Origin of the sequence: Aeromicrobium sp. MLTX1 (genome assembly GCF_046452335.1) — a bacterium.
Taxonomy (GTDB): Bacteria; Actinomycetota; Actinomycetes; order Propionibacteriales; family Nocardioidaceae; genus Aeromicrobium.
The window spans coordinates 1,804,403-1,824,241 of record NZ_JBKFDN010000001.1; the positions used below are offsets into that span (position 1 = coordinate 1,804,403).

The window sequence follows — 19,839 nt, forward strand, 5'->3', positions numbered from 1 at the left end:
CCTCGGTCAGGCGGACCAGCGCCGGGCGAGCACCCGGCGCAGGTCGCGGCGGCTGTTCTTGCCGACATGGGTCCCGGGCAGGGCGTCGACGAACCGGAACTCGTCGGGAAGCTTGTGGGTGGCCAGCCCGCTGGCGCGCAGGTGGTCGGCGAGGTCGGTGGGCTCTGGACGCCCGGATTCGATCCGCACGGCCACGCAGATCCGCTCGCCGAGCACGTCGTCGGGGAGGCCGACCGCGACGGCGTCGAGGACGTCGGCATGGGCCAGTAGCGGGGTCTCGATCTCGTCGGGGCCGATCTTCTCCCCGCCGCGGTTGATCTGGTCCTTCTCCCGACCGGTCACGACGAGGTGTCCGCTCGTCAGTCGGCGCACGAGGTCGCCGGTGCGGTAGAAGCCGTCCTCGGTGAAGCTGTCGCGGTCGGCCGCCTCGGCGCGGTAGTAGCCGCGGATCGTGTAGGGCCCACGCGTCTGCAGGCGGCCGTCGTCGTCCACCCGGACCTCGTCGTGCTCGGAGATGGGCCGGCCCTGGGTGGTCAGCACGATCTCGTCGGGATCCTCGTCACGCGTGTAGTTGACCAGTCCCTCGGCCATGCCGAAGACCTGCTGGAGTCGGCCGTGCAGCACGGGCTGGACCTCGGCGGCCACGGCGTCGCTGAGCCTCGCCCCACCGATCTGCACGAGTCGCAGGCTGGACAGGTCGGGCGCCCTACGTCGGGCGGCCGAGATCCAGGCCTGGGCGAGCGGCGGCACGAGCGGCACGATGTCCACGCGATCGCGCTCGATCAGCCCGAAGGCCGTTCGCGGGCTGGGATCGCGGGCCAGGACGACACACCCACCGACATGCCAGACGCCCAGCACGCCGGGCGAGCTCATCGCGAAGTTGTGCGACACCGGCAGTGGCACCAGCATCACGCTGGACGCGTCGAGCCCGCAGATGGTGGCCGACTCGCGCACGGAGTACAGGTAGTCCGCCGCCGTGCGCGGGATCAGCTTCGACAGTCCGGTCGTGCCGCCCGAGAGCTGGAGGAAGGCGACGTCCTCGGCGCCGGTCGTGGGTCGTGCCGGCGTCGCGGCGTCGACCACGCCGTCCCACCCCGCCACGTCCACGAGAGCGGGCGCGTCGACGGAGGTGCGCTCGGCCACCCGCCGGTGCAGCGCGGCCGCGTCCGTGTCGGTGCCGCACAGCACGAGAGCCGCGGCGTCCGCGACGTCGCAGAAGTGCGACAGCTCGGCCTCGCGGTGGGTGGGAAGTGCGAAGACAGGCAGCGCGCCCAGGCGGAACAGGCCCAGGACGACCGCGCCGAACTCCACGACGTTCGGCAGGGCCACGACGACGCGGTCGCCCGGGTCCACACCGGCCTCGGCCAGGCGGGCAGCGGCGCCGTCCGCGTGACGTCCGAGGTCGGCGTAGGTCCATCGCTGCTCGACGCCGTGGGCGTCACGACCCACCAGCGCGGTGCGTCCGGCGAACCGCGCCGTGCGGTCGGCGACGAAGTCCGCGAACGTCTCGTCCGTCCACAGCCCGAGGTCGCGATACCGCTGCCTCGCGTCGTCGGGCCAGCTGCGGACCGGTGCGAGCGGCGACCTCACAGTCCCACCGCCCGACTCATCGTGCCGAGCTTCGCCGCGGTCTCCTCCGCCTCGGCGCGGGGGTCCGAGCCGTCGACGATCCCGGCTCCGGCGAAGAGCCGCAGGCGCTCGCCGGCGAGCACGCCTGCGCGGATCGTGACGGCCAGCTCGCCGTCGCCGCGGCCGTCCATCCAGCCGACGAAGCCACCGAACGGCCCGCGCAGGCCCGGCCCCTCCAATCGGTCGATGAGGCCGGTGGCGGCCTCGGTCGGGACGCCGCCGACCGCCGGTGTGGGGTGCAGGAGCCGGCCGAGGTCGAGCGCGGTGTGCTCGCCCGGCTCCGCCAGCCGGCCGCGCAGTGGGCTCGCGAGGTGCCACATCGAGTCCGTCGCGATCACCTCGGGACGGTCCGGGACCTCGAGCCGGTCGCACACGGGCGCGAGGGCCTCGGCGATGTGCCGCACCACGAACGCGTGCTCGGCGAGGTCCTTCGTGGAGTCCGCCAGGGCCGAGGCCCGGCGTGAGTCCTCGTCGGGGTCGGAGGAGCGCGGCACCGAACCGGCGAGCGGGGTGCTGGAGATCTCGGCACCGCGGCGACGGACGAGCAGCTCCGGGCTGGCGCCCACGAGCCACGGCGCGTCGGGGGCGTCGTCGAGCGGCAGGCAGAACACGTACGGACCGGGGCGCCCCGTCAGCAGGGCTGAGGTGATCTCCCCGGGGGAGAGCGCCGGGCTGCTGCACACCTCGAGGCACCGCCCGAGCACGACCTTCGCGACGTCCCCCGAGGCGATGCGGTCGAGCGCGGAGGCGACCAGGACGCGATAGCCCTCGGCGGTCGGCTCGGCGACCACGTCGTGCACGCGGGCGCGCGGCGCGACGGGCTCGGCGTGCCGCAACGTCCGCGGCGTGACGAGGTGCGCCACGACCGGACCGCCCCGCCGGAACGCAGCGCTGAGGACGGCGCGCTCGCCCGGCTGCAGCGCGGCGCGCACGTGGGTCGCGAGTCCGGCATCGTCGTTTCGCGCGTGCAGCGTGCGGCGCACCTCGTCGGCCGCGAACGGGTCCGAGCCGGCGAAGACCAGCGGTGAGTGCCGTAGTGCCGGGGCCGTGAGGGTGGGCTGGAGGGTGGGGTTCACAGGGAGGCGCCTCCGTCGACGTGGATCTGCTGCAGGGTGATGTGGCGGGCCTCCGGCGAGAGCAGGAACTCCACCAGCGCGGCGACGTCGTCCGGGACGGCGATGCGCCCGAGGGGGATGCCGACGCGGAACGAGGCGGGGTCGCCGTCGAGGGCGGCGCGACGCCCGGCCGCGGGGTCGGGCCACAAGTCGCGCTGCATGGCGGTGTCGGTCGACCCCGGCTCCACGACGTTGCAGCGGATCCCGCGCGCGGCGAGCTCGAGACCCGCAGCACGCACGAGCGCAGCCGTGGCGGCCTTGGACGCGGAGTAGGCGAGCATGCCGGTGCGGGGCACCCGCGCGGCATTCGAGCCGACCACGGCGACGGCTGCTCCGTCGCGCAGGCGCGGCTCGACGGCCTGGAGGCAGTGCAGGATGCCCGTCGTGTTCACATCGAAGTGCTGCTGCCAGTCGCTGGGCCGCGTGTCGCGCAGGCCTCCGGGGACGAGGACGCCGGCGGCGCAGGCCAGGCCGTCCACGGGGCCGAGGGCCTGCGCGGCCGCGGCGACCGCGTGGTCCACGTCCTCGGCCGACCGGACGTCGGCGACCTCGGTGTGGACGGGCCCCAGTCCCTCCGCCGTCTCGGCCAGACCGTCGGCGTCGACGTCGATCAGCCCGAGCGACCACCCGGCGGCGCCGAGCCGGTGGGCGATCGCCCTGCCGATGCCCGACGCGGCACCCGTGACGACGGCGACCCGCCCCACTGAGACCTTCATGTGACGATGGTAAGGCAAGCCTTACGCACGTCCAGTGAGGGTCCCGCGGAGCGGGATGCGGGTGCCGGTGACAGGAATCGAACCTGCACGCCCGTGAGGACACCAGGACCTAAACCTGGCGCGTCTACCGTTCCGCCACACCGGCAACGGCCCCAGCGTAGGGCCGCGTGACCGCGACCGTCAGGCCGCGTCGAGGCCCAGGTCGCGTCGCAGCTTCGCGACGTGTCCCGTGGCCTTCACGTTGTACTGCGCGAGCTCGACGTTGCCCTCGGCGTCGATGACGAAGGTCGAGCGAATGACGCCCTCCACGACCTTGCCGTAGAGCTTCTTCTCGCCGAACGCGCCGTACGCGCCGAGGACCTGCTTGTCCGGATCGGACAGCAGCGTGATCGACAGGCCGTCGCGCTCACGGAACTTCGCGAGCTTCTCGGGCTGGTCGGGGCTGATGCCCAGCACGTCGTAGCCCTCGGCCTGCAGCCGGTCGATGGAATCGCTGAAGTCGCAGGCCTGCTTCGTGCAGCCCGGCGTCATCGCGGCGGGGTAGAAGTAGACGATCACGCGGCGGCCGCGCAGGTCCGAGAGCGTGACGGTCTTCCCGGCGTCGGTCGGGAGGGTGAAGTCGGGGGCCGGATCGCCGGGCTGCAAGCGGGTCGTCATGGGCACTATCCTGACAAGGCACCCCGCACCGAACCGAGAGGACTCCCGTGGCACGAGGAAATGCGGACCCCGCCCAGGCGTCCCCCGACGAGATCGTCGACGAGCTCGAGGTGCTGCTCACGCGGCTCAGCGGCAACATCGACGAGCTCGTCGATCGCGTGAAGCCCGGCAACATCGCCAAGCGCCAGGTGCAGCGCCTCAAGGACTACTTCGTCGACGAGGAGACCGGTCCGCGATTCGAGCACATCGTCCCGGTCGTCGCCGCCACGGTCGGCACGATCGCCGGCATCGCGGTGCTGCGCCGACTCCTGAAGTGATGGACGCCAAGCTCCCGATCCGGATGCTGCACGACCGGCTCCTGGTCTCGCTCGACAAGGAGGCCGGCGACCGCCGCTCGTCCGGCGGCATCGTCATCCCCGCCACCGCGGCGATGGGCCGCCGGCTGGGCTGGGCCCGGGTCGAGGCCGTGGGCTCGCAGGTCCGGTCGGTCGAGGTCGGCGACCGGGTCCTGTTCGACCCCGACGACCGCGCCGAGGTCGAGGTGCGCGGCGAGAGCTTCATCCTGCTCCGGGAGCGCGACCTGCACGCGGTGGCCTCCGAGCGGATCGACGAGGGCCAGACCGGCCTGTACCTGTGAGCGATCGCGACCGGCTCCCGTTCCGCCGGTTGCGCGTGCCCCGCCTCGAGGTCACGCTGCAGGACCGGGTCGGCCGCGTGCGCCGCAGTTGGCGCATGCTGCTGCGGATCGCCCTGTCCACGGGGGCCGCGTTCGCCATCGCCACCTACGTCCTGGGCCACAGCCAGGCGTTCTTCGCACCGATCGCGGCCGTGATCACGCTGATGGGCGGCGCCGGCCGACGCCAGCGCGTCGTCTTCGAGCTCGTGCTGGGCGTGGCGTTCGGCGTGCTCGTGGGCGAGATGCTGATCCTGGCGATCGGCCGCGGCGCCTGGCAGATGGCGCTGGTCGCGTCGCTCACCGCCGTGGTGGCGATGCTGTTCAACCTGCGCGGGATGGCGCTCACGCAGGCCGTCAACTCGGGCGTGCTGCTGGCGGCGATCGTCCCGCTCGCGGGCGCGGCCAACCCTGCCGTGAGCCGCTTCATCGATGCCCTCATCGGCGGCCTGTGCGGCTTCGCGATGCTGCTCGTGCTGCCGCGCAACACCCGCCGCGACATCGACGAGGGCCTGCAGGAGCTGCTCGCCGGGCTGACCGGAGTCCTGGAGCGGATCGCCGCGGCCATGCGCGGTCACGACGCCCAGCTGGCCGACGCCGCCCTCGCCGAGGCACGCGACGCGCAGCCGATCATCGAGTCGCTGCACGCGACGGCCGCCAACGTCAGCGAGATCGTGCGGCTCGCGCCGCTGCGCTGGAAGGAGCGCGCCGACGTCGAGCGGTACGCCGGCAGCGTCAACGACCTCGACAACGCGATGCGCGACGCCCGGGTGCTCGCGCGTCGCGTCGGGGCGATGCTGCGCCACGGCGAGCATGCGCCCGACGGCCTGGCCGAGTCCGTCGAGACCCTGGTCGAGGCCGTGCGCATCTACGCCGACGAGTACGCCTCCTCCGTCGACCTCGAGCGGGCGAACGAGCGCCTCGTCCAGGCCTCCGACCTGGCGATGCACGCCATGGCCGACCGACTCACCGTCAACACGGCCTCGATCGCCGCCCAGGTGCGGTCGCTCGCGGCCGACCTGCTGATGGCCGGGGGAGTGCCGCGCACGGCCCTCGACGACCTGCTGGACGTGGACTGATGGAGCCCCGTCACCTGCTCGCCGAGCTGCGCCGACGCCTCGCCGAGCTGGTCCACGACGACGAATCCGACGAAACGCCGCCGGAACCCTCGACAGACGAGGATTGATCCACTAGTTTCGACAGGTCGCTCCGACCGGAGTGACACGTCACACAGACGCAGGAGGTGAGCACCGATGACCCCGTTCCTCGTGTTCACGAACGCCGCCGGGCGCTCCTCCGTCGTGTTGCTGACCTAGTCGACTTCTCTCTGTCGACACGTATCACCAGCCGCTTCGGACGCTCGTCCGGAGCGGCTCTTCTTTTGCCCACCATCCACACGAATCAGAAAGGAGGCGCGTCATGACCACGACTCTCACCCACCTCATGCCCGCGAACACCACCCCTGCCCCGACACCCGTCCCGAACTCCGGGACCGTCCACGCGGAGGCGACCACGGGAGAGGAGGTGACCTCCATGTCGTTGTTCGAACTGAAGATCAAGCCGCGACCGCGCCCCGATCTCGATCGCGTCGTGGTCCTGGAGCGGGTGAAGCACCGTCGACGCGCGCAGCGCCAGACCCGTTCCGTCTACAGCCAGGTGTGGGGCGTTCGCGCCAACCGCTGACTGAACCGCCACGAGGCGCGTACCCGGACTCTCGTCCCGGTACGCGCCTCGTTCGCGTTCTACGGCGTCAGCGGCCCTGCAGCGCCTCGGCATAGGCCAGGATCCGCTTCGCGTCGCGGATGTGCAGCTCCTCGATCATCTTGCCGTTGTACGTGGCGACGCCCTTCTTCTCGGCCATCGCCTCGTCGAACGCGGCGATCATGCCTTGGGCGCGCTCGATGTCGGCCTCGCTGGGCGCGAACGCGGCGTTGGCCGGCTCCACCTGCGAGGGGTGGATGAGGGTCTTGCCGTCGAAGCCCATCTCGCGGCCCTGACGGGCCTCGGCGGCGAAGCCCTCGTCGTCCTTGACGTCGTTGTAGACGCCGTCGATGACGACCTTGCCCGCGGCGCGGACGGCCAGCAGGGTCCACGACAGGGCCGTGAGCACGAGCGGGTTGCGGCCCGGGACGTGCAGCCCGTAGGTCTCGTTCACGATGTCGTTGGTGCCCATGACGATCACCGTGAGGCGCTCGTGCGCCGCGGCGATCTCCTCGGCGTGCAGCAGGGCGGTGGGCGTCTCGATCATGGCCCACAGCTGCGTGTGCGCCGGGGCGCCCGCGGCCTCGATGGCGGCGACGAGGTCGCGCACCTGCTGGGCGGACTCGACCTTGGGCACGAGGATCGCGTCGGGGCCGGCCTGCGCGGCCGCCGCGACGTCGTCGTCGTGCCACTGCGTGCCGATCGAGTTGACGCGGATGGCCAGCTCGCGGTGGCCGTACTCGCCCGAGGTGACCGCGGCGCACACGTTGGCGCGACCGGTCTCCTTGGCGTCGGGGGAGACGGAGTCCTCGAGGTCGAGGATCAGCGCGTCGGCGTCGATCGACTTGGCCTTCTCCAGCGCGCGCTCGTTGGCGCCCGGCATGTAGAGGACGGAGCGGCGGGGACGGATCTCGGTCATGTCAGGCTCCTCAGAGGTCGTAGGCCGCGGCCAGCTCGGGGTCGCGCTCGGCGAGGGACTTGGCCAGGTCGAGCATGACGAGGCACTGCTTGCAGGAGGCGTCGTCCTCCATCTTGCCGTCGATCATGACGGCGCCGGAGCCGTCGCCCATCGCCTCGACGACGCGCTTCGCGTGCGCGACGTCCTCGGGGCTGGGGGAGAAGACCTTCTTCGCGATGTCGATCTGCACCGGGTGCAGGCTCCATGCGCCGACGCAGCCGAGGAGGAACGCATTGCGGAACTGGTCCTCGCACGCGACGACGTCCTTGATGTCACCGAACGGGCCGTAGAACGGGAGGATGTCGTTCATCGCGCAGGCGTCGACCATGCGCGCGATCGTGTAGTGCCACAGGTCCTGCTGGTACGTGGTGCGGCCGACGGTGAGGTCATCGCCGGTCGGGTCCTGGCGCACGATGTAGCCGGGGTGGCCGCCGCCCACGCGGGTGGTCTTCATGCGGCGGCTCGCGGCGAGGTCGGCCGGGCCGAGGCTGATGCCCTGCATGCGCGGGCTGGCCGCGGCGATCTCCTCGACGTTGGCGACGCCCTCGGCGGTCTCGAGGATCGCGTGCACGAGGATCTGGCGGTCGAGGCCGGCGCGGGCCTCGAGCTGGGCCAGCAGGCGGTCGACGTAGTGGATGTCCTGGGCGCCCTCGACCTTCGGCACCATGATGACGTCGAGCTTGTCGCCGATCTCGGTGACCAGCGTGATGAGGTCGTCGAGCACCCACGGGGAGTCGAGGCTGTTGACGCGGGTCCACAGCTGCGTGTCACCGAAGTCGGTGGCCTTCGCGATGTCGACCAGGCCCTGGCGTGCGGCCTCCTTCTTCTCGGTCTTCACCGCGTCCTCGAGGTTGCCGAGGATGATGTCGACCTTCTTCGCGATGTCCGGCACCTTCGCGGCCATCTTCTCGTTGCTCGGGTCGAAGAAGTGGATCATCCGGCTCGGGCGGAACGGGACGTCGGAGCTGGGCTTCGGGGCGCCGACGGCCAGCGGACGCAGGAAGGCACGAGGATTGCGCACGGGAACTCTCTTCCGTGGGAGTCAGGGTCGGGGCCAGTATGGCGCGCCGCGCCCGGACGGGCGCGACGGGTCCGGGCTCACGGACCTCCGCCCGCCTCGAGATGTGCTCCTCAATCCACCTTTCAGGACCTCTCAAAGGTGGATTGAGGAGCACATCTCGGGAGCTAGAGGATCTCGTCGACTGACTCGATGGGCCGGGCCAGACGCGCGCCCTTGTCGGTCACGACGAAGGGGCGCTCGACGAGGATCGGGTGCTCGACCATCGCGGCCAGGATCTGGTCGTCGGTGGCGTCGGCGAGACTTAGCTCGCGGTAGAGCGGCTCGCGCCTGCGAGCCGCCTGGGCCGGGGTGAGCCCGGCCGCGGCGAAGAGGTCGCGCAGCTGCTGCTCGGTCCAGCCCGCGTCGACGTACTTCACGATCGTCGGCTCGACGCCGGCCTCGCGGAGCCGGTCCAGCGTCTTGCGGGAGGTCGTGCAGCGGGGATGGTGATAGATCGTCGCGTCCACGTCTCCACCGTAGTGCGGTGAGCGCCCTAGGCTGCGGGACATGACAACGGCCTCGCACGACCGGACCGGGTTTTGGTCCCGCCCCACCATCGGGAAGGCCGTGCTTCTCGTGCTCGGCTACCTCGCGTTCTACCTGGCCGTCGGCCAGCTGATCGGCCGCCTCTTCGGCGGCGGAGTGGACGAGGACGATCCACTCGGCACGGCCGGCGGCATCCTGCTCGTCGCCGCACCGATCGCGATCGGCGGAGTGGCGCTCGCGCTCTTCGCGGCGCGCCAGGGCTGGCTCGCGGAGATCTTCGGCCGTCAGCCGGTGGAGGGCCGACGCTGGATGTGGATCGCGCCGGTGCTCGTCCTCGGCGCGATCGTGGCGCACCTCGCCGGCGTCGACTGGAGCCGCTGGAGCGCCGGCCAGCTGGCCGCTCTCGCCGTGCTGGGCGTCTGCGTCGGCTTCACCGAGGAGCTCGCCACGCGAGGCTTCGTGGTGCGGATGGTTCGTGAGGCGGGACACGGTGAGCGGCTCGTGGCCTTCCTGTCGTCCCTGCTGTTCGCGCTCATGCACCTGAGCAACCTGATCTCGGGGATGAGCCTGCAGGTCGTGGCCGGGACAGTGGTCTACACCTTCGCGTTCGGCATGTGCATGTACCTGACCATGCGGGTCACGGGAACGATCTGGGCCGCGATCGTCCTGCACGGCCTCACCGACCCGACCACGATGCTCGCGGCGGGCGGGATCGACACCGCTGTGGGCGCAGCGCCCAGCGGCTCGTCGCAGGTGGCGCTCGTCCTGACCACGGCACTGATCGCGTTCGGGTTCGTGGCGGTCCTGTTCGTGAAGGGACGCGGAGGCGTCACCACACCCGAGGGATGACCTCGAGCGTCGCGCCGGACTCCACGCCGCCGGCCGGGACCACGGCCACCGCGTCGGCATCGGCGAGGCCGCGGAGCATGTGAGGACGGCTCGTTCCTGCCGGGACGAGGCCGTCGGGAGTGCGCGCGGCGGGGACGAGCGTGGTGCCGGCCCGACCCTCGAACCCCGCGGCGGCCACCTCCTGGTCGAGCCGGGGCAGTGGCGCGTCCGTGAAGCCCGCGACGAGCGCCGGCACGAAGGACAGCGCGGTGACGGCGGCGGCCAGCGGATTGCCGGGCAGTGCCAGCCACGGGCGGCCGTCGGGCAGGACGGCCAGCGAGACCGGGTGGCCGGGACGCATGTCCACGCCACGGAACCGGACGTCGGCGCCGAGCCGGTCCCACGCGGACTCGATCGGGTCGGCGGGGGACCGTCCGGTGCCGCCGGCGCTGACCACGAGGTCGGCGTCGCTGTGCCCGACCTGGGCGACCAGCGCGGAGGCGTCGTCGTGGACGCGCTCGTGGTGGGAGGTCTTGGCGCCGAGCGCCGCCAGCAGGGGCGGCAGCATCGGGGTCATGACGTCGCGGACCTGTCCGGCCGCGGGAACGCCGGCACCGATGAGCTCGTCACCGGTGACGAGCAGGTGGACGAGCGGCGCATGACGCACGCGGACGAGGTCGTGGCCCGCGGCCGCCAGCACCGCCAGCCGGGCCGGCGTCAGCAGTGAACCCGACGGCACGATGACATCGCCCTCCTGCGCCTCCTCGCCGGCCGGACGGACGTGGCGGCCCGCCGGGGGAGCCTCGCCCTGTAGGAGCTCGCCGTCGAGCTCGCCCCGCTCCGTCGGGAGCACGGCGTCGGTGCCCTCGGGCGGCACGCCGCCCGTGACGATGGGCCGGGCGCGACCCGACTCCAGTGGCTCGTCGGACTCGTCCAGCCGCCACGGACCCGGGCCCGTCACGGCCCAGCCGTCCATCGCCGAGGTCGCGGCGTGAGGGACGGAGCCGAGCGCGCACAGGTCGGCCGCGGCGGTGGTGCCGAGGGCGCCGTGCACGTTGAGGTCGGTGGGCTCGGCCGGGCGCGCGGCCGCGCGGGCCAGCTCCCGGGCCCGCTCCCAGGGCGGATCGGTCACGCGAAGTCCTCGGCCGCCCGCTCGGCCCGCGTGATGAGCTCGGTCATGCCGTCGGCGCCGGCGTCGGCGCGCCCCGCGGCGTAGCCCACGAGGAAGGTGGTGAGCGGGGCTGCGGGACGGACCACGGAGTGCGCGGCGGTGCCGGCCAGGTCGAGCAGCGCCTCGGGGTCCGCCTGCGGGTCGATGCCCAGCTCGGCGGTCAGCGCCTGCCACCAGCGGGTCAGGGTCTCGTCAGTCATCGGCGTGCTCCTCCAGGTCGTCGGGCGTGTCGAGGTCGGCCCCGGCCGCGGCGCCGACGGGGACGTCGACCGGGTCGAGCCGGCCGATCAAGGATCGCAGGGAGGCGCCCTCGGTGGGTGCCGCCGCGACGGCCGAGGCGAGCTCACCGGCGCGCACGACGCAGGCGGCCCACTGGCGTCGGCCGGTGGAATCGACGGCGACGCGGTTGCCCTCACCGCCTCGGAGCGCGGCGACCAGCAGGTCGGGCCGGACGAGGTCGGCCGCCAGCACGAGCACCTCGCCGTCCGCGTCCGGTGGGAGCGCCGCGAGACCGGCGGCCACGGCGTGCGCCGGTCCGGAGAGGGGCGGGTCCTCGCGCACCCACGCGACCTCGCGCGGCAGGTCGAGCCGGCGCCACGGGCCGACCACGACCACGCGATCGGCCTGCGATGCCGCGGCCACCGCGTGGGCGAGGAGCGGCCGTCCGCCGACCGGGACCATGACCTTGTCGATCCCGCCGAGTCGGGTCGCCCGCCCGCCCGCGAGGACGATCGCGTGGAACGGGGGCATGGACTCATCGTGCCCCACGTGATGGGTGGGTTGCGTGTGACCCACCCCACGCGTTCAGGTGGAGTATGGCGAAGCCCCTCGATGGCCCCGCAAGCGCTGCACTGCTGAAGACCGGGAGGTTCTTCACCCGTTGGGAGGAGACCGACGACGGGCGTGCCGTGTTCCGCGAGGGCGGCCGCCGGGGCGACGTCTTCTACCGCGACCGCTGGAGCCACGACAAGGTCGTCCGGTCCACCCACGGCGTGAACTGCACGGGCTCGTGCTCGTGGAAGGTCTACGTCAAGGACGGGATCATCACGTGGGAGGCGCAGCAGACCGACTACCCCTCCGTCGGACCCGATCGCCCCGAGTACGAGCCGCGCGGCTGTCCTCGGGGCGCTGCCTTCTCCTGGTACACCTACTCGCCCACGCGGGTCCGCTACCCGTACGCGCGCGGCGTGCTGCTGGAGATGTACCGCGAGGCGAAGCAGCGCCTCGGCGACCCGGTGCTGGCCTGGGCCGACGTCGTCGGCGACCCCGAGCGCCGCCGCCGCTACCAGCAGGCGCGCGGCAAGGGCGGCTTCGTCCGCACCAACTGGCAGGAGGCCGTCGAGATCACCGCCGCCGCCCAGGTGCACACGATCAAGCAGCACGGGCCCGACCGGATCGCGACCTTCAGCCCCATCCCGGCGATGTCGATGGTGTCGCACGCCGTCGGCGCCCGCTTCACCCACCTGCTCGGCGGCGCGATGACGTCGTTCTACGACTGGTACGCCGACCTGCCGGTGGCCAGTCCGCAGGTGTTCGGCGACCAGACCGACGTCCCCGAGTCCGGCGACTGGTGGGACTCCACCTACCTCATGATGTGGGGCTCGAACGTCCCCGTGACCCGCACGCCGGACGCGCACTGGATGGCCGAGGTCCGCTACCGCGGCACGAAGGTCGTGACGATCAGCCCCGACTACGCCGACAACACGAAGTTCGCCGACGAGTGGCTTCCCGCGCAGGCCGGCACCGACGGCGCGCTCGCGATGGCGATGACGCACGTCATCCTCAAGGAGTTCTTCGTCGACCGGCGGGTGCCGTTCTTCGTCGACTACGTCCGCCAGTACACCGACCTGCCCTTCCTCATCACGCTGAAGCAGAACGAGGAGCACGGCGGCCTCGTCCCGGGCAAGTTCCTCACGGCGCGCGACCTCGGCGACGAGACGCCGGAGGCCGCGTGGAAGACGGTCCTGGTGAACGCGGCCACGGGCGAGACCGTGGTCCCGAACGGCACGCTCGGCGACCGCTACTCCGAGTCGGGCGAGGGCAGGTGGAACCTCGACCTCCAGGGCGTCACCCCGGCGCTGTCGCTGCGGGACGCGAGGCTCGAGACCGAGGCAGCCGAGGTGCTGCTGCCGTCCTTCGCGGGCGTCGACGGCGAGGGCGAGGTGCTGCGCCGCGGCGTGCCCGTCACCCGCGTCGGCGACCAGCTGGTCACCACGGTCTTCGACCTCATGCTGGCGCAGCACGGCGTCGGTCGTCCGGACCTGCCGGGCGAGTGGCCCGCGGGCTACGAGGACGCGACCTCGCCCTACACGCCCGCGTGGCAGGCGGAGGTCACGAGCGTCACGCCCGAGGCGTGCGTGCGCGTGGCGCGCGAGTTCGCGAGGAACGCCGAGGAGTCGAACGGCCGCTCCATGATCATCCTGGGCGCCGGCGTCTGCCAGTGGTTCCACGCCGACGCGACCTACCGCGCGATCCTGTCGATGCTGCTGCTCACCGGCAGCATGGGCCGCAACGGCGGCGGCTGGGCGCACTACGTGGGCCAGGAGAAGTGCCGGCCGATCACGGGCTGGATCTCGCTGGCGAACAACCTCGACTGGAGCCGTCCGCCGCGCACGATGACGGGCACCTCCTACTGGTACATGCACACCGACCAGTGGCGCTCCGACGGCTACCAGGCCGACGCGCTCGCCTCGCCGCTCGCGGAGGGGCACCTGACGGGCATGCACACGGCCGACACGATCGCGCAGTCCGCGCGGCTGGGCTGGATGCCGTTCTACCCCCAGTTCGACCGCAACCCGCTCGACCTCGCCGACGAGGCGTTCGCCGCGATCGAGGCGGGCACGGCCGAGGACGTCAACGACTACGTCGTACAGCGGCTCAAGGACGGGTCACTGAGGTTCGCGATCGAGGACGTCGACGCCCCCGAGAACTGGCCCCGCACGCTCACCCTGTGGCGCTCGAACCTGTTCGGGTCGTCCGCGAAGGGCAACGAGTACTTCCTCAAGCACCTGCTGGGCACGCACTCGAACACGAAGGCGGTCGACGGGGAGGCCTCGGTCCGGCCGAAGGACGTCGTCTGGCGCGACGAGGCGCCCGAGGGCAAGCTCGACCTGCTCGTCTCGGCCGACTTCCGCATGACCTCGACGACCCTGCTGTCGGACGTGGTCTTCCCGGCCGCCACCTGGTACGAGAAGCACGATCTCTCCTCGACCGACATGCACCCGTTCGTGCACGCGTTCACGCCGGCGATCGACCCGCCGTGGGAGTCCCAGACCGACTTCTCGATGTTCCACCACGTGGCGAAGAGGTTCTCCGAGCTGGCGAGGACCCACCTCGGCGTGCGTCGCGACATCGTGGCCGTGCCGATGCAGCACGACACCCCCGGCGAGACGGCCCAGCCCGGCGGCGTGGTCCTGGACTGGAAGCGCGGCGACGTCGAGCCGATCCCGGGGAGGACGATGCCCGCGCTGCACCTGATCGAGCGCGACTACACCGCGGTCGCCGACAAGCTCAAGGCGATCGGGCCGCTGGCCGACCGCATGGGCTTCGGGGTCAAGAACGTGACGTTCGACCTCACGCAGGCGCTGTCGCTGCTCGCGCAGTCCGGGGGAGTGTTCGACTCGGGCGTCGCCGCGGGTCGCCCGGCGATCGACACCGACGCGAAGATGGCCGAGGCGATCCTGACGCTCTCGGGCACCACGAACGGCGAGCTCGCGACGCAGGGCTTCCACACCCTGGAGAAGCGCGTCGGGAAGCGGCTGGCCGACCTGGCCGAGGGCTCGGAGGAGAAGCGGATCACCTTCGCCCAGACGCAGGCCGCGCCCGTCCCGGTCATCACGTCGCCGGAGTGGTCGGGCTCGGAGACCGGAGGCCGGCGGTACGCGCCGTTCACCGTCAATGTCGAGCGGCTCAAGCCGTGGCACACGCTCACCGGCCGCATGCACTTCTTCCTCGACCACGACTGGATGCGCGACCTCGGCGAGGCGATGCCGATCTACCGACCACCCCTCGACATGAGCCGGCTCTTCGGCGGGCCACGGCTGGGCGAGAACGGCGACCGCGAGATCACGGTGCGCTACCTGACGCCGCACTCGAAGTGGTCGATCCACTCCGAGTACCAGGACAACCTGCTGATGCTGTCGCTCTCGCGCGGCGGCCCGACCGCCTGGCTCAGCCAGGAGGACGCGGCCGCGATCGGGGTGAAGGACAACGACTGGATCGAGTGCTCGAACGCCAACGGCGTGTTCGTGTGCCGCGCGATCGTCACGCATCGACTGCCCGAGGGCGTCACGTACGTCTACCACGCGCAGGAGCGCACGATCGACGTGCCGAAGTCGGAGTTCACGGGCCGGCGCGGCGGCATCCACAACAGCGTGACCCGCGTGCTCGTGAAGCCGACGCACCTCATCGGCGGCTACGCGCAGCTGTCCTACGCGTTCAACTACCTGGGCCCGACGGGCAACCAGCGGGACATCATCGCGACGATCCGTCGCCGGTCGCAGGAGGTGACGTACTGATGAGGGTCATGGCCCAGATGGGCATGGTGATGAACCTCGACAAGTGCATCGGCTGCCAGACGTGCTCGGTCACGTGCAAGCAGGCGTGGACGAACCGCGCGGGCACCGAGTACGTGTGGTTCAACAACGTCGAGACGCGGCCCGGACAGGGCTACCCGCGCCGGTACGAGGACCAGGAGCAGTGGAAGGGCGGCTGGGAGCTGAACCGCCGCGGCAACCTGACGCTCAAGGCGGGCGGCCGGCTGCGCAAGCTGTTCGGCATCTTCGCCAGCCCCGTCCAGCCCGAGCTGAGCGACTACTACGAGCCCTGGACGTACGACTACTCCACGCTCATCGAGGCCCCGCTGGGCGACGACTTTCCGGTCGCGCGCCCGAAGTCGCTCATCACCGGTGAGGACACGAAGGTCTCGTGGTCGGCCAACTGGGACGACAACCTCGCCGGAACGAGCGAGCTGGGGCACCTCGACCCGATCGTGGAGAAGGTCCGCCGCGAGAGCGAGGACAGGATCAGGTTCGAGTTCGAGCAGACGTTCATGTTCTACCTCCCGCGGATCTGCGAGCACTGCCTCAACCCGTCGTGCATGGCGTCGTGCCCCTCGGGCGCGATCTACAAGCGGGCCGAGGACGGCATCGTGCTGGTCGACCAGGACCGCTGCCGCGGCTGGCGCCAGTGCATCACCGGCTGCCCCTACAAGAAGATCTACTTCAACCACAAGTCCGGCAAGGCCGAGAAGTGCACGTTCTGCTACCCGCGGATCGAGGTCGGACTGCCCACCGTCTGCGCCGAGACGTGCGTCGGCCGGCTGCGCTACCTGGGCCTGTTCCTCTACGACGCCGACGCCGTGACGGACGCCGCCTCGACCCCGGACCCGCAGAACCTGTACGAGGCCCAGCTGGACCTCATGCTGGACCCGAACGACCCCGAGGTGGCGCGGCTGGCCCGCCAGCAGGGCATCCCCGAGGACTGGATCGACGCGGCCCGGAGGTCGCCCGTCTACGCGCTGGCGAAGAAGTACCGCGTGGCGCTGCCGCTGCATCCGGAGTACCGCACGATGCCGATGGTCTGGTACGTCCCGCCGCTGTCGCCGATCGTCGACCTGCTGCGCGAGCAGGGCCACGACGCGGAGGCGCCGGAGACCCTCTTCGGCGCGATCGGCTCGCTGCGGATCCCGATGGAGTACCTCGCCGAGCTGTTCACCGCGGGCGACACCGAGGTGATCGCCGAGGTGCTCAACAAGCTCGCGGCGATGCGCTCCTACATGCGCGACGTGAGCCTGGGGCGCGAGCCCGACGGCTCGATCCCCGAGGCCGTCGGGATGACCGAGGAGTCGATGTACGAGATGTACCGGCTCATGGCGATCGCCAAGTACGAGGAGCGCTACGTCATTCCGAAGGCGCACGCCGAGGACGCCCACCACCTCGAGGAGATCGGCTGCTCGCTCGACTTCGAGGACGGCCCCGGCATGGGCGGATCGGGCCCGTTCGGCGAGGCCAGCGGCGGACCGGTCCCGGTCGCGGTCGAGACGTTCCAAGCCCTCCGTGACCGTCAGCAGACCGACACCCCGGCCGGCGGCGAGCACCTGCGGTCGCGCGTCAACCTCCTCAACTGGGACGGCAACGGCGTGCCGCAGGGACTGTTCCCCGAGCGGGGCGAGGAGTCATGAGCACCCCGGTGGTCCACCAGGTCGCGTCGTGGGTGCTGTCGTACCCGCACGACGACGTGGTCGAGGCGCTGCCGCAGCTGGCCGCGGCTCTGCGCGAGCAGCGACCGACGCGGGCCGTCCGCGAGCTGCTCGACGTGATCGAGCGGCTCGTCGCCACGGACCCGGAGGAGCTGCGCCACCTCTACGTCGACACGTTCGACCTGACCCGCCGGCACGCGCTGCACCTCTCGTACTGGACCGAGGGGGACACCCGCCGCCGCGGCGAGGTGCTCGCCGCGTTCAAGCAGGTCTACCGCGACAGCGGCCAGGTCGTGCGGCTCGGCGGCGAGCTGCCCGACCACCTCCCGGTCGTGCTGGAGTTCGCCGCGGTCGTCGACCCGGAGGCCGGCGCCGCGCTGCTGCAGCGCTACCGCGCCAGCCTCGAGCTGCTGCGCATCGAGCTGGAGGACGACGCGTCCCCGTGGGCCGGGGCCGTGCGCGCCGTGTGCGCGACCCTGCCGGGCGAGTCACCCCGGACGCGCACCGAGGCGATGGCCCTCGCCGGGCCCGTGCAGCCCACCGAGACCGTCGGCCTGGAGCCGTTCGACCCGCGGCTGCTGCCGCTCGCGGAAGGAGCACGCCGATGAACGTCCTGCTGTGGGGCGTCCTGCCCTACGTCATGCTGGCGGTGCTGGTCGGGGGCACGATCTGGCGCTACCGGTACGACAAGTTCGGCTGGACGACCCGCTCGTCGCAGCTCTACGAGTCCCGACTGCTGCGGATCGGCTCGCCGGCCTTCCACTTCGGCATCCTCATGGTGGCGATCGGCCACTTCGGCGGCCTCGTCATCCCCGAGAGCTGGACCGAGGCGGTGGGCGTCTCGGAGGACCTCTACCACTTCAACGCGCTGTTCTTCGGCACGATCGCGGGCGTGCTGACGCTCGGCGGGCTGGCGCTGCTGATCTACCGCCGGCGCACGACCGGCCCGGTCTTCATGGCCACCACCACCAACGACAAGGTCATGTACGTCGTGCTCGTGGCCGCGATCGTGCTGGGTCTGTGGACCACGCTCGTCTCGATCGGCGCGGGCCACGAGGCGCACAACTACCGCGAGACGGTCTCGCCGTGGTTCCGCTCGATCTTCGTGCTCCAGCCCGACGTCGACGCGATGGCGGCGGCGCCGTTCCAGTTCCACATCCACGTGCTGGTGGGGATGCTGCTGTTCACGATCTGGCCGTTCACGCGGCTCGTGCACGCCTTCACCGCGCCCCTGCACTACCTGTTCCGCCCCTACATCGTCTACCGGAGCCGCGACGCGGCGCACGGTGCCGGAGCCCGCGACCCGCGGCCCGGCTGGGACCCCGTCGGCACCCGTGACAACGCGGGAAGAAGGAGAGACCGGTGAGCGATCAGCAGCAGGCCCTCGCGGCGGGCCGGGGCCGGAACCTGGCACTGGCGACGCTCGCGTTCGCGATCAGCTTCTGGGCGTGGAACGTCATCGCGCCACTGGGCGTGAGGTACGCCGAGCAGCTCGACCTGACCGCGGGGGAGAAGTCGCTGCTCGTGGCCACGCCCGTGCTGGTCGGCTCGCTCGGCCGCATCCTCGCCGGCGCCCTGACCGACCGCTTCGGCGGCCGGATCATGTTCCCCGTCCTCATGCTGGTGTCGGCGCCGTTCGTGCTGTTGGTCGCGTTCGCCGGCGACCGAGGCTCGTACCCGCTGCTGCTGCTGTTCGGGTTCTTCCTGGGCATCGCCGGCACGACGTTCGCGGTGGGCATCCCGTTCGTGAACGCGTGGTTCGACAAGCCGCGCCGGGGCTTCGCGACGGGCGTGTTCGGCGCGGGCATGGGCGGCACGGCCCTCTCGGCGTTCTTCACGCCGCGGATGGTCGAGTGGTTCGGCTACGGGATGACGCACGTCCTCATCGCGGCCGCCCTGGTGGCGGTGGCGCTCCTGTCGTGGACGATGATGCGCGACTCGCCCGCGTGGTCGCCCAACCACGACCCGGTGGTGCCGAAGCTGGTCGGCGCCGCGAAGCTGCCGATCACGTGGCAGCTGTCGTTCCTGTACGCCGTGGCGTTCGGTGGCTTCGTCGCCTTCTCCACCTACCTGCCGACCTACCTCAAGGACGTCTACGACTTCGACCTCGCCGCCGCGGGCACCCGGACCGCCGGCTTCGCCCTGGCCGCCGTGGCCGCACGTCCGCTGGGCGGCATCCTGTCGGACAAGGTCGGCCCCAAGATGATCACCGGGATCTCGCTGCTCGGCACCGTCGTGATGGCCGGCGTCGTCGCCCTCCAGCCCGTGCCGGAGGTCCCGGCCGGGGCGTCGTTCATCCTGCTGGCGCTCTTCCTGGGCCTGGGCACCGGCTCGGTGTTCGCCTGGGTCGCTCAGCTGGCCCCTGCCGAACGGGTCGGCAGCGTCACGGGCATCGTCGGTGCGGCCGGCGGCCTCGGTGGCTTCTTCCCGCCACTGGTCATGGGGGCGACCTACAACGAGGCCGACCACAGCTACACGGTCGGCCTCGTCCTCCTCATGGTCGTGGCGCTCGGCGCCTGCGCCTTCTCCCAGTGGGGGATCAGGTCGAAGCGGACCGCCTCGGCCTAGCGCCCCGTCTCCTTCGCCCTCGCCCCGACTCGACTTTTGTGACGCCTCTGCCGACTTCTGTGACAGGTTTCGGGCGAG

Annotated in this window: 20 protein-coding genes and 1 tRNA gene; 10 read left to right on the plus strand and 11 right to left on the minus strand. The window is 71.6% G+C overall.

What is annotated here, in order from left to right; genetic code table 11:
• Positions 1–6: 6 nt before the first annotated feature.
• The 5 genes from ACK99Q_RS08705 to bcp all read right to left on the minus strand — a co-directional run bounded on the left by ACK99Q_RS08705 (position 7) and on the right by bcp (position 4,117).
• Positions 7–1,590, minus strand: a complete 1,584-nt coding sequence (locus ACK99Q_RS08705) for a (2,3-dihydroxybenzoyl)adenylate synthase (RefSeq protein ID WP_410185739.1) — start codon at positions 1,588–1,590, stop codon at positions 7–9.
• Complete coding sequence (locus ACK99Q_RS08710; protein ID WP_410185740.1) at positions 1,587–2,705, minus strand: isochorismate synthase MenF; 1,119 nt, start codon at positions 2,703–2,705, stop codon at positions 1,587–1,589. Before ACK99Q_RS08710 ends, ACK99Q_RS08705 begins: the two co-directional genes overlap by 4 nt.
• On the minus strand, positions 2,702–3,460 hold the full coding sequence (locus tag ACK99Q_RS08715) for an SDR family oxidoreductase (RefSeq protein ID WP_410185741.1): 759 nt from the start codon (positions 3,458–3,460) through the stop codon (positions 2,702–2,704). Before ACK99Q_RS08715 ends, ACK99Q_RS08710 begins: the two co-directional genes overlap by 4 nt.
• Before the next feature lie 62 nt (positions 3,461–3,522).
• Positions 3,523–3,605: transfer RNA gene (locus ACK99Q_RS08720), tRNA-Leu, on the minus strand.
• A gap of 35 nt (positions 3,606–3,640) precedes the next feature.
• Positions 3,641–4,117, minus strand: coding sequence for a thioredoxin-dependent thiol peroxidase (gene bcp / locus ACK99Q_RS08725; protein WP_410185742.1), 477 nt, complete (start codon positions 4,115–4,117; stop codon positions 3,641–3,643).
• 47 nt (positions 4,118–4,164) lie between these two features.
• Between bcp and ACK99Q_RS08730 the strand changes: the two genes are divergently transcribed.
• The 4 genes from ACK99Q_RS08730 to ACK99Q_RS08745 all read left to right on the plus strand — a co-directional run bounded on the left by ACK99Q_RS08730 (position 4,165) and on the right by ACK99Q_RS08745 (position 6,473).
• Complete coding sequence (locus ACK99Q_RS08730; RefSeq protein ID WP_410185743.1) at positions 4,165–4,434, plus strand: DUF3618 domain-containing protein; 270 nt, start codon at positions 4,165–4,167, stop codon at positions 4,432–4,434.
• Complete coding sequence (locus tag ACK99Q_RS08735; RefSeq protein WP_410185744.1) at positions 4,434–4,754, plus strand: GroES family chaperonin; 321 nt, start codon at positions 4,434–4,436, stop codon at positions 4,752–4,754. Before ACK99Q_RS08730 ends, ACK99Q_RS08735 begins: the two co-directional genes overlap by 1 nt.
• Positions 4,751–5,869, plus strand: a complete 1,119-nt coding sequence (locus tag ACK99Q_RS08740; protein WP_410185745.1) for an FUSC family protein — start codon at positions 4,751–4,753, stop codon at positions 5,867–5,869. The genes ACK99Q_RS08735 and ACK99Q_RS08740 overlap by 4 nt, the downstream gene beginning before the upstream one ends.
• Positions 5,870–6,209: 340 nt before the next feature.
• The gene (locus ACK99Q_RS08745; RefSeq protein ID WP_410185746.1) at positions 6,210–6,473 is read left to right on the plus strand and encodes a hypothetical protein; all 264 of its coding nucleotides are present in this window, start codon (positions 6,210–6,212) and stop codon (positions 6,471–6,473) included.
• 67 nt (positions 6,474–6,540) lie between these two features.
• Here the strand turns inward: ACK99Q_RS08745 and ACK99Q_RS08750 are convergent, their stop codons facing one another.
• The 3 genes from ACK99Q_RS08750 to arsC form a co-directional block, all read right to left on the minus strand.
• Positions 6,541–7,410: an HpcH/HpaI aldolase/citrate lyase family protein gene (locus ACK99Q_RS08750; RefSeq protein ID WP_410185747.1), complete on the minus strand. Its 870-nt coding sequence runs from the start codon at positions 7,408–7,410 to the stop codon at positions 6,541–6,543.
• A gap of 10 nt (positions 7,411–7,420) precedes the next feature.
• A complete protein-coding gene (locus ACK99Q_RS08755; RefSeq protein ID WP_410185748.1) occupies positions 7,421–8,470 on the minus strand; it encodes an HpcH/HpaI aldolase/citrate lyase family protein in 1,050 nt (349 codons plus the stop codon).
• Between the two features lie 164 nt (positions 8,471–8,634).
• A complete protein-coding gene (gene arsC / locus ACK99Q_RS08760) occupies positions 8,635–8,976 on the minus strand; it encodes an arsenate reductase (glutaredoxin) (RefSeq protein WP_410185749.1) in 342 nt (113 codons plus the stop codon).
• A gap of 40 nt (positions 8,977–9,016) precedes the next feature.
• Between arsC and ACK99Q_RS08765 the strand changes: the two genes are divergently transcribed.
• On the plus strand, positions 9,017–9,844 hold the full coding sequence (locus ACK99Q_RS08765) for a CPBP family intramembrane glutamic endopeptidase (RefSeq protein ID WP_410185750.1): 828 nt from the start codon (positions 9,017–9,019) through the stop codon (positions 9,842–9,844).
• On the opposite strand, the gene ACK99Q_RS08770 is transcribed toward ACK99Q_RS08765, so the two are convergent.
• From ACK99Q_RS08770 to ACK99Q_RS08780, 3 genes are read right to left on the minus strand one after another with little or no spacing between them, the layout of a single operon-like run.
• Positions 9,825–10,955 carry a molybdopterin molybdotransferase MoeA gene (locus tag ACK99Q_RS08770; RefSeq protein WP_410185751.1) on the minus strand — a complete coding sequence of 377 codons (1,131 nt, stop codon included), beginning with the start codon at positions 10,953–10,955 and terminating at the stop codon, positions 9,825–9,827. The genes ACK99Q_RS08765 and ACK99Q_RS08770 overlap by 20 nt on opposite strands.
• A complete protein-coding gene (locus ACK99Q_RS08775) occupies positions 10,952–11,194 on the minus strand; it encodes a DUF6457 domain-containing protein (RefSeq protein ID WP_410185752.1) in 243 nt (80 codons plus the stop codon). Before ACK99Q_RS08775 ends, ACK99Q_RS08770 begins: the two co-directional genes overlap by 4 nt.
• Positions 11,187–11,744: a molybdenum cofactor guanylyltransferase gene (locus ACK99Q_RS08780; RefSeq protein ID WP_410185753.1), complete on the minus strand. Its 558-nt coding sequence runs from the start codon at positions 11,742–11,744 to the stop codon at positions 11,187–11,189. The genes ACK99Q_RS08775 and ACK99Q_RS08780 overlap by 8 nt, the downstream gene beginning before the upstream one ends.
• Positions 11,745–11,809: 65 nt before the next feature.
• On the opposite strand from ACK99Q_RS08780, the gene ACK99Q_RS08785 reads away from it, so the two are divergent.
• The 5 genes from ACK99Q_RS08785 to ACK99Q_RS08805 are packed head-to-tail and all read left to right on the plus strand — an operon-like array spanning position 11,810 to position 19,761.
• Positions 11,810–15,511 carry a nitrate reductase subunit alpha gene (locus ACK99Q_RS08785; RefSeq protein ID WP_410185754.1) on the plus strand — a complete coding sequence of 1,234 codons (3,702 nt, stop codon included), beginning with the start codon at positions 11,810–11,812 and terminating at the stop codon, positions 15,509–15,511.
• Positions 15,511–17,175: a nitrate reductase subunit beta gene (gene narH / locus ACK99Q_RS08790; protein WP_410185755.1), complete on the plus strand. Its 1,665-nt coding sequence runs from the start codon at positions 15,511–15,513 to the stop codon at positions 17,173–17,175. Before ACK99Q_RS08785 ends, narH begins: the two co-directional genes overlap by 1 nt.
• A complete protein-coding gene (narJ, locus tag ACK99Q_RS08795; protein ID WP_410185756.1) occupies positions 17,172–17,801 on the plus strand; it encodes a nitrate reductase molybdenum cofactor assembly chaperone in 630 nt (209 codons plus the stop codon). The genes narH and narJ overlap by 4 nt, the downstream gene beginning before the upstream one ends.
• Positions 17,798–18,559 carry a respiratory nitrate reductase subunit gamma gene (narI, locus tag ACK99Q_RS08800; RefSeq protein ID WP_410185757.1) on the plus strand — a complete coding sequence of 254 codons (762 nt, stop codon included), beginning with the start codon at positions 17,798–17,800 and terminating at the stop codon, positions 18,557–18,559. The genes narJ and narI overlap by 4 nt, the downstream gene beginning before the upstream one ends.
• A complete protein-coding gene (locus tag ACK99Q_RS08805; RefSeq protein ID WP_410185758.1) occupies positions 18,556–19,761 on the plus strand; it encodes an MFS transporter in 1,206 nt (401 codons plus the stop codon). The genes narI and ACK99Q_RS08805 overlap by 4 nt, the downstream gene beginning before the upstream one ends.
• The last annotated feature ends 78 nt before the right edge of the window (positions 19,762–19,839 follow it).

Excerpts from the sequence above, each read along its gene's own strand:
- ACK99Q_RS08765 (WP_410185750.1), top strand. The coding sequence starts at position 9,017 with ATGACAACGGCCTCGCACGACCGGACCGGGTTTTGGTCCCGCCCCACC.
- narI (WP_410185757.1), top strand. The coding sequence starts at position 17,798 with ATGAACGTCCTGCTGTGGGGCGTCCTGCCCTACGTCATGCTGGCGGTG.
- narH (WP_410185755.1), top strand. The coding sequence starts at position 15,511 with ATGAGGGTCATGGCCCAGATGGGCATGGTGATGAACCTCGACAAGTGC.
- ACK99Q_RS08745 (WP_410185746.1), top strand. The coding sequence starts at position 6,210 with ATGACCACGACTCTCACCCACCTCATGCCCGCGAACACCACCCCTGCC.
- ACK99Q_RS08780 (WP_410185753.1), bottom strand. The coding sequence starts at position 11,744 with ATGCCCCCGTTCCACGCGATCGTCCTCGCGGGCGGGCGGGCGACCCGA.
- narJ (WP_410185756.1), top strand. The coding sequence starts at position 17,172 with ATGAGCACCCCGGTGGTCCACCAGGTCGCGTCGTGGGTGCTGTCGTAC.
- ACK99Q_RS08750 (WP_410185747.1), bottom strand. The coding sequence starts at position 7,410 with ATGACCGAGATCCGTCCCCGCCGCTCCGTCCTCTACATGCCGGGCGCC.
- ACK99Q_RS08735 (WP_410185744.1), top strand. The coding sequence starts at position 4,434 with ATGGACGCCAAGCTCCCGATCCGGATGCTGCACGACCGGCTCCTGGTC.
- ACK99Q_RS08775 (WP_410185752.1), bottom strand. The coding sequence starts at position 11,194 with ATGACTGACGAGACCCTGACCCGCTGGTGGCAGGCGCTGACCGCCGAG.
- ACK99Q_RS08715 (WP_410185741.1), bottom strand. The coding sequence starts at position 3,460 with ATGAAGGTCTCAGTGGGGCGGGTCGCCGTCGTCACGGGTGCCGCGTCG.
- bcp (WP_410185742.1), bottom strand. The coding sequence starts at position 4,117 with ATGACGACCCGCTTGCAGCCCGGCGATCCGGCCCCCGACTTCACCCTC.
- ACK99Q_RS08785 (WP_410185754.1), top strand. The coding sequence starts at position 11,810 with ATGGCGAAGCCCCTCGATGGCCCCGCAAGCGCTGCACTGCTGAAGACC.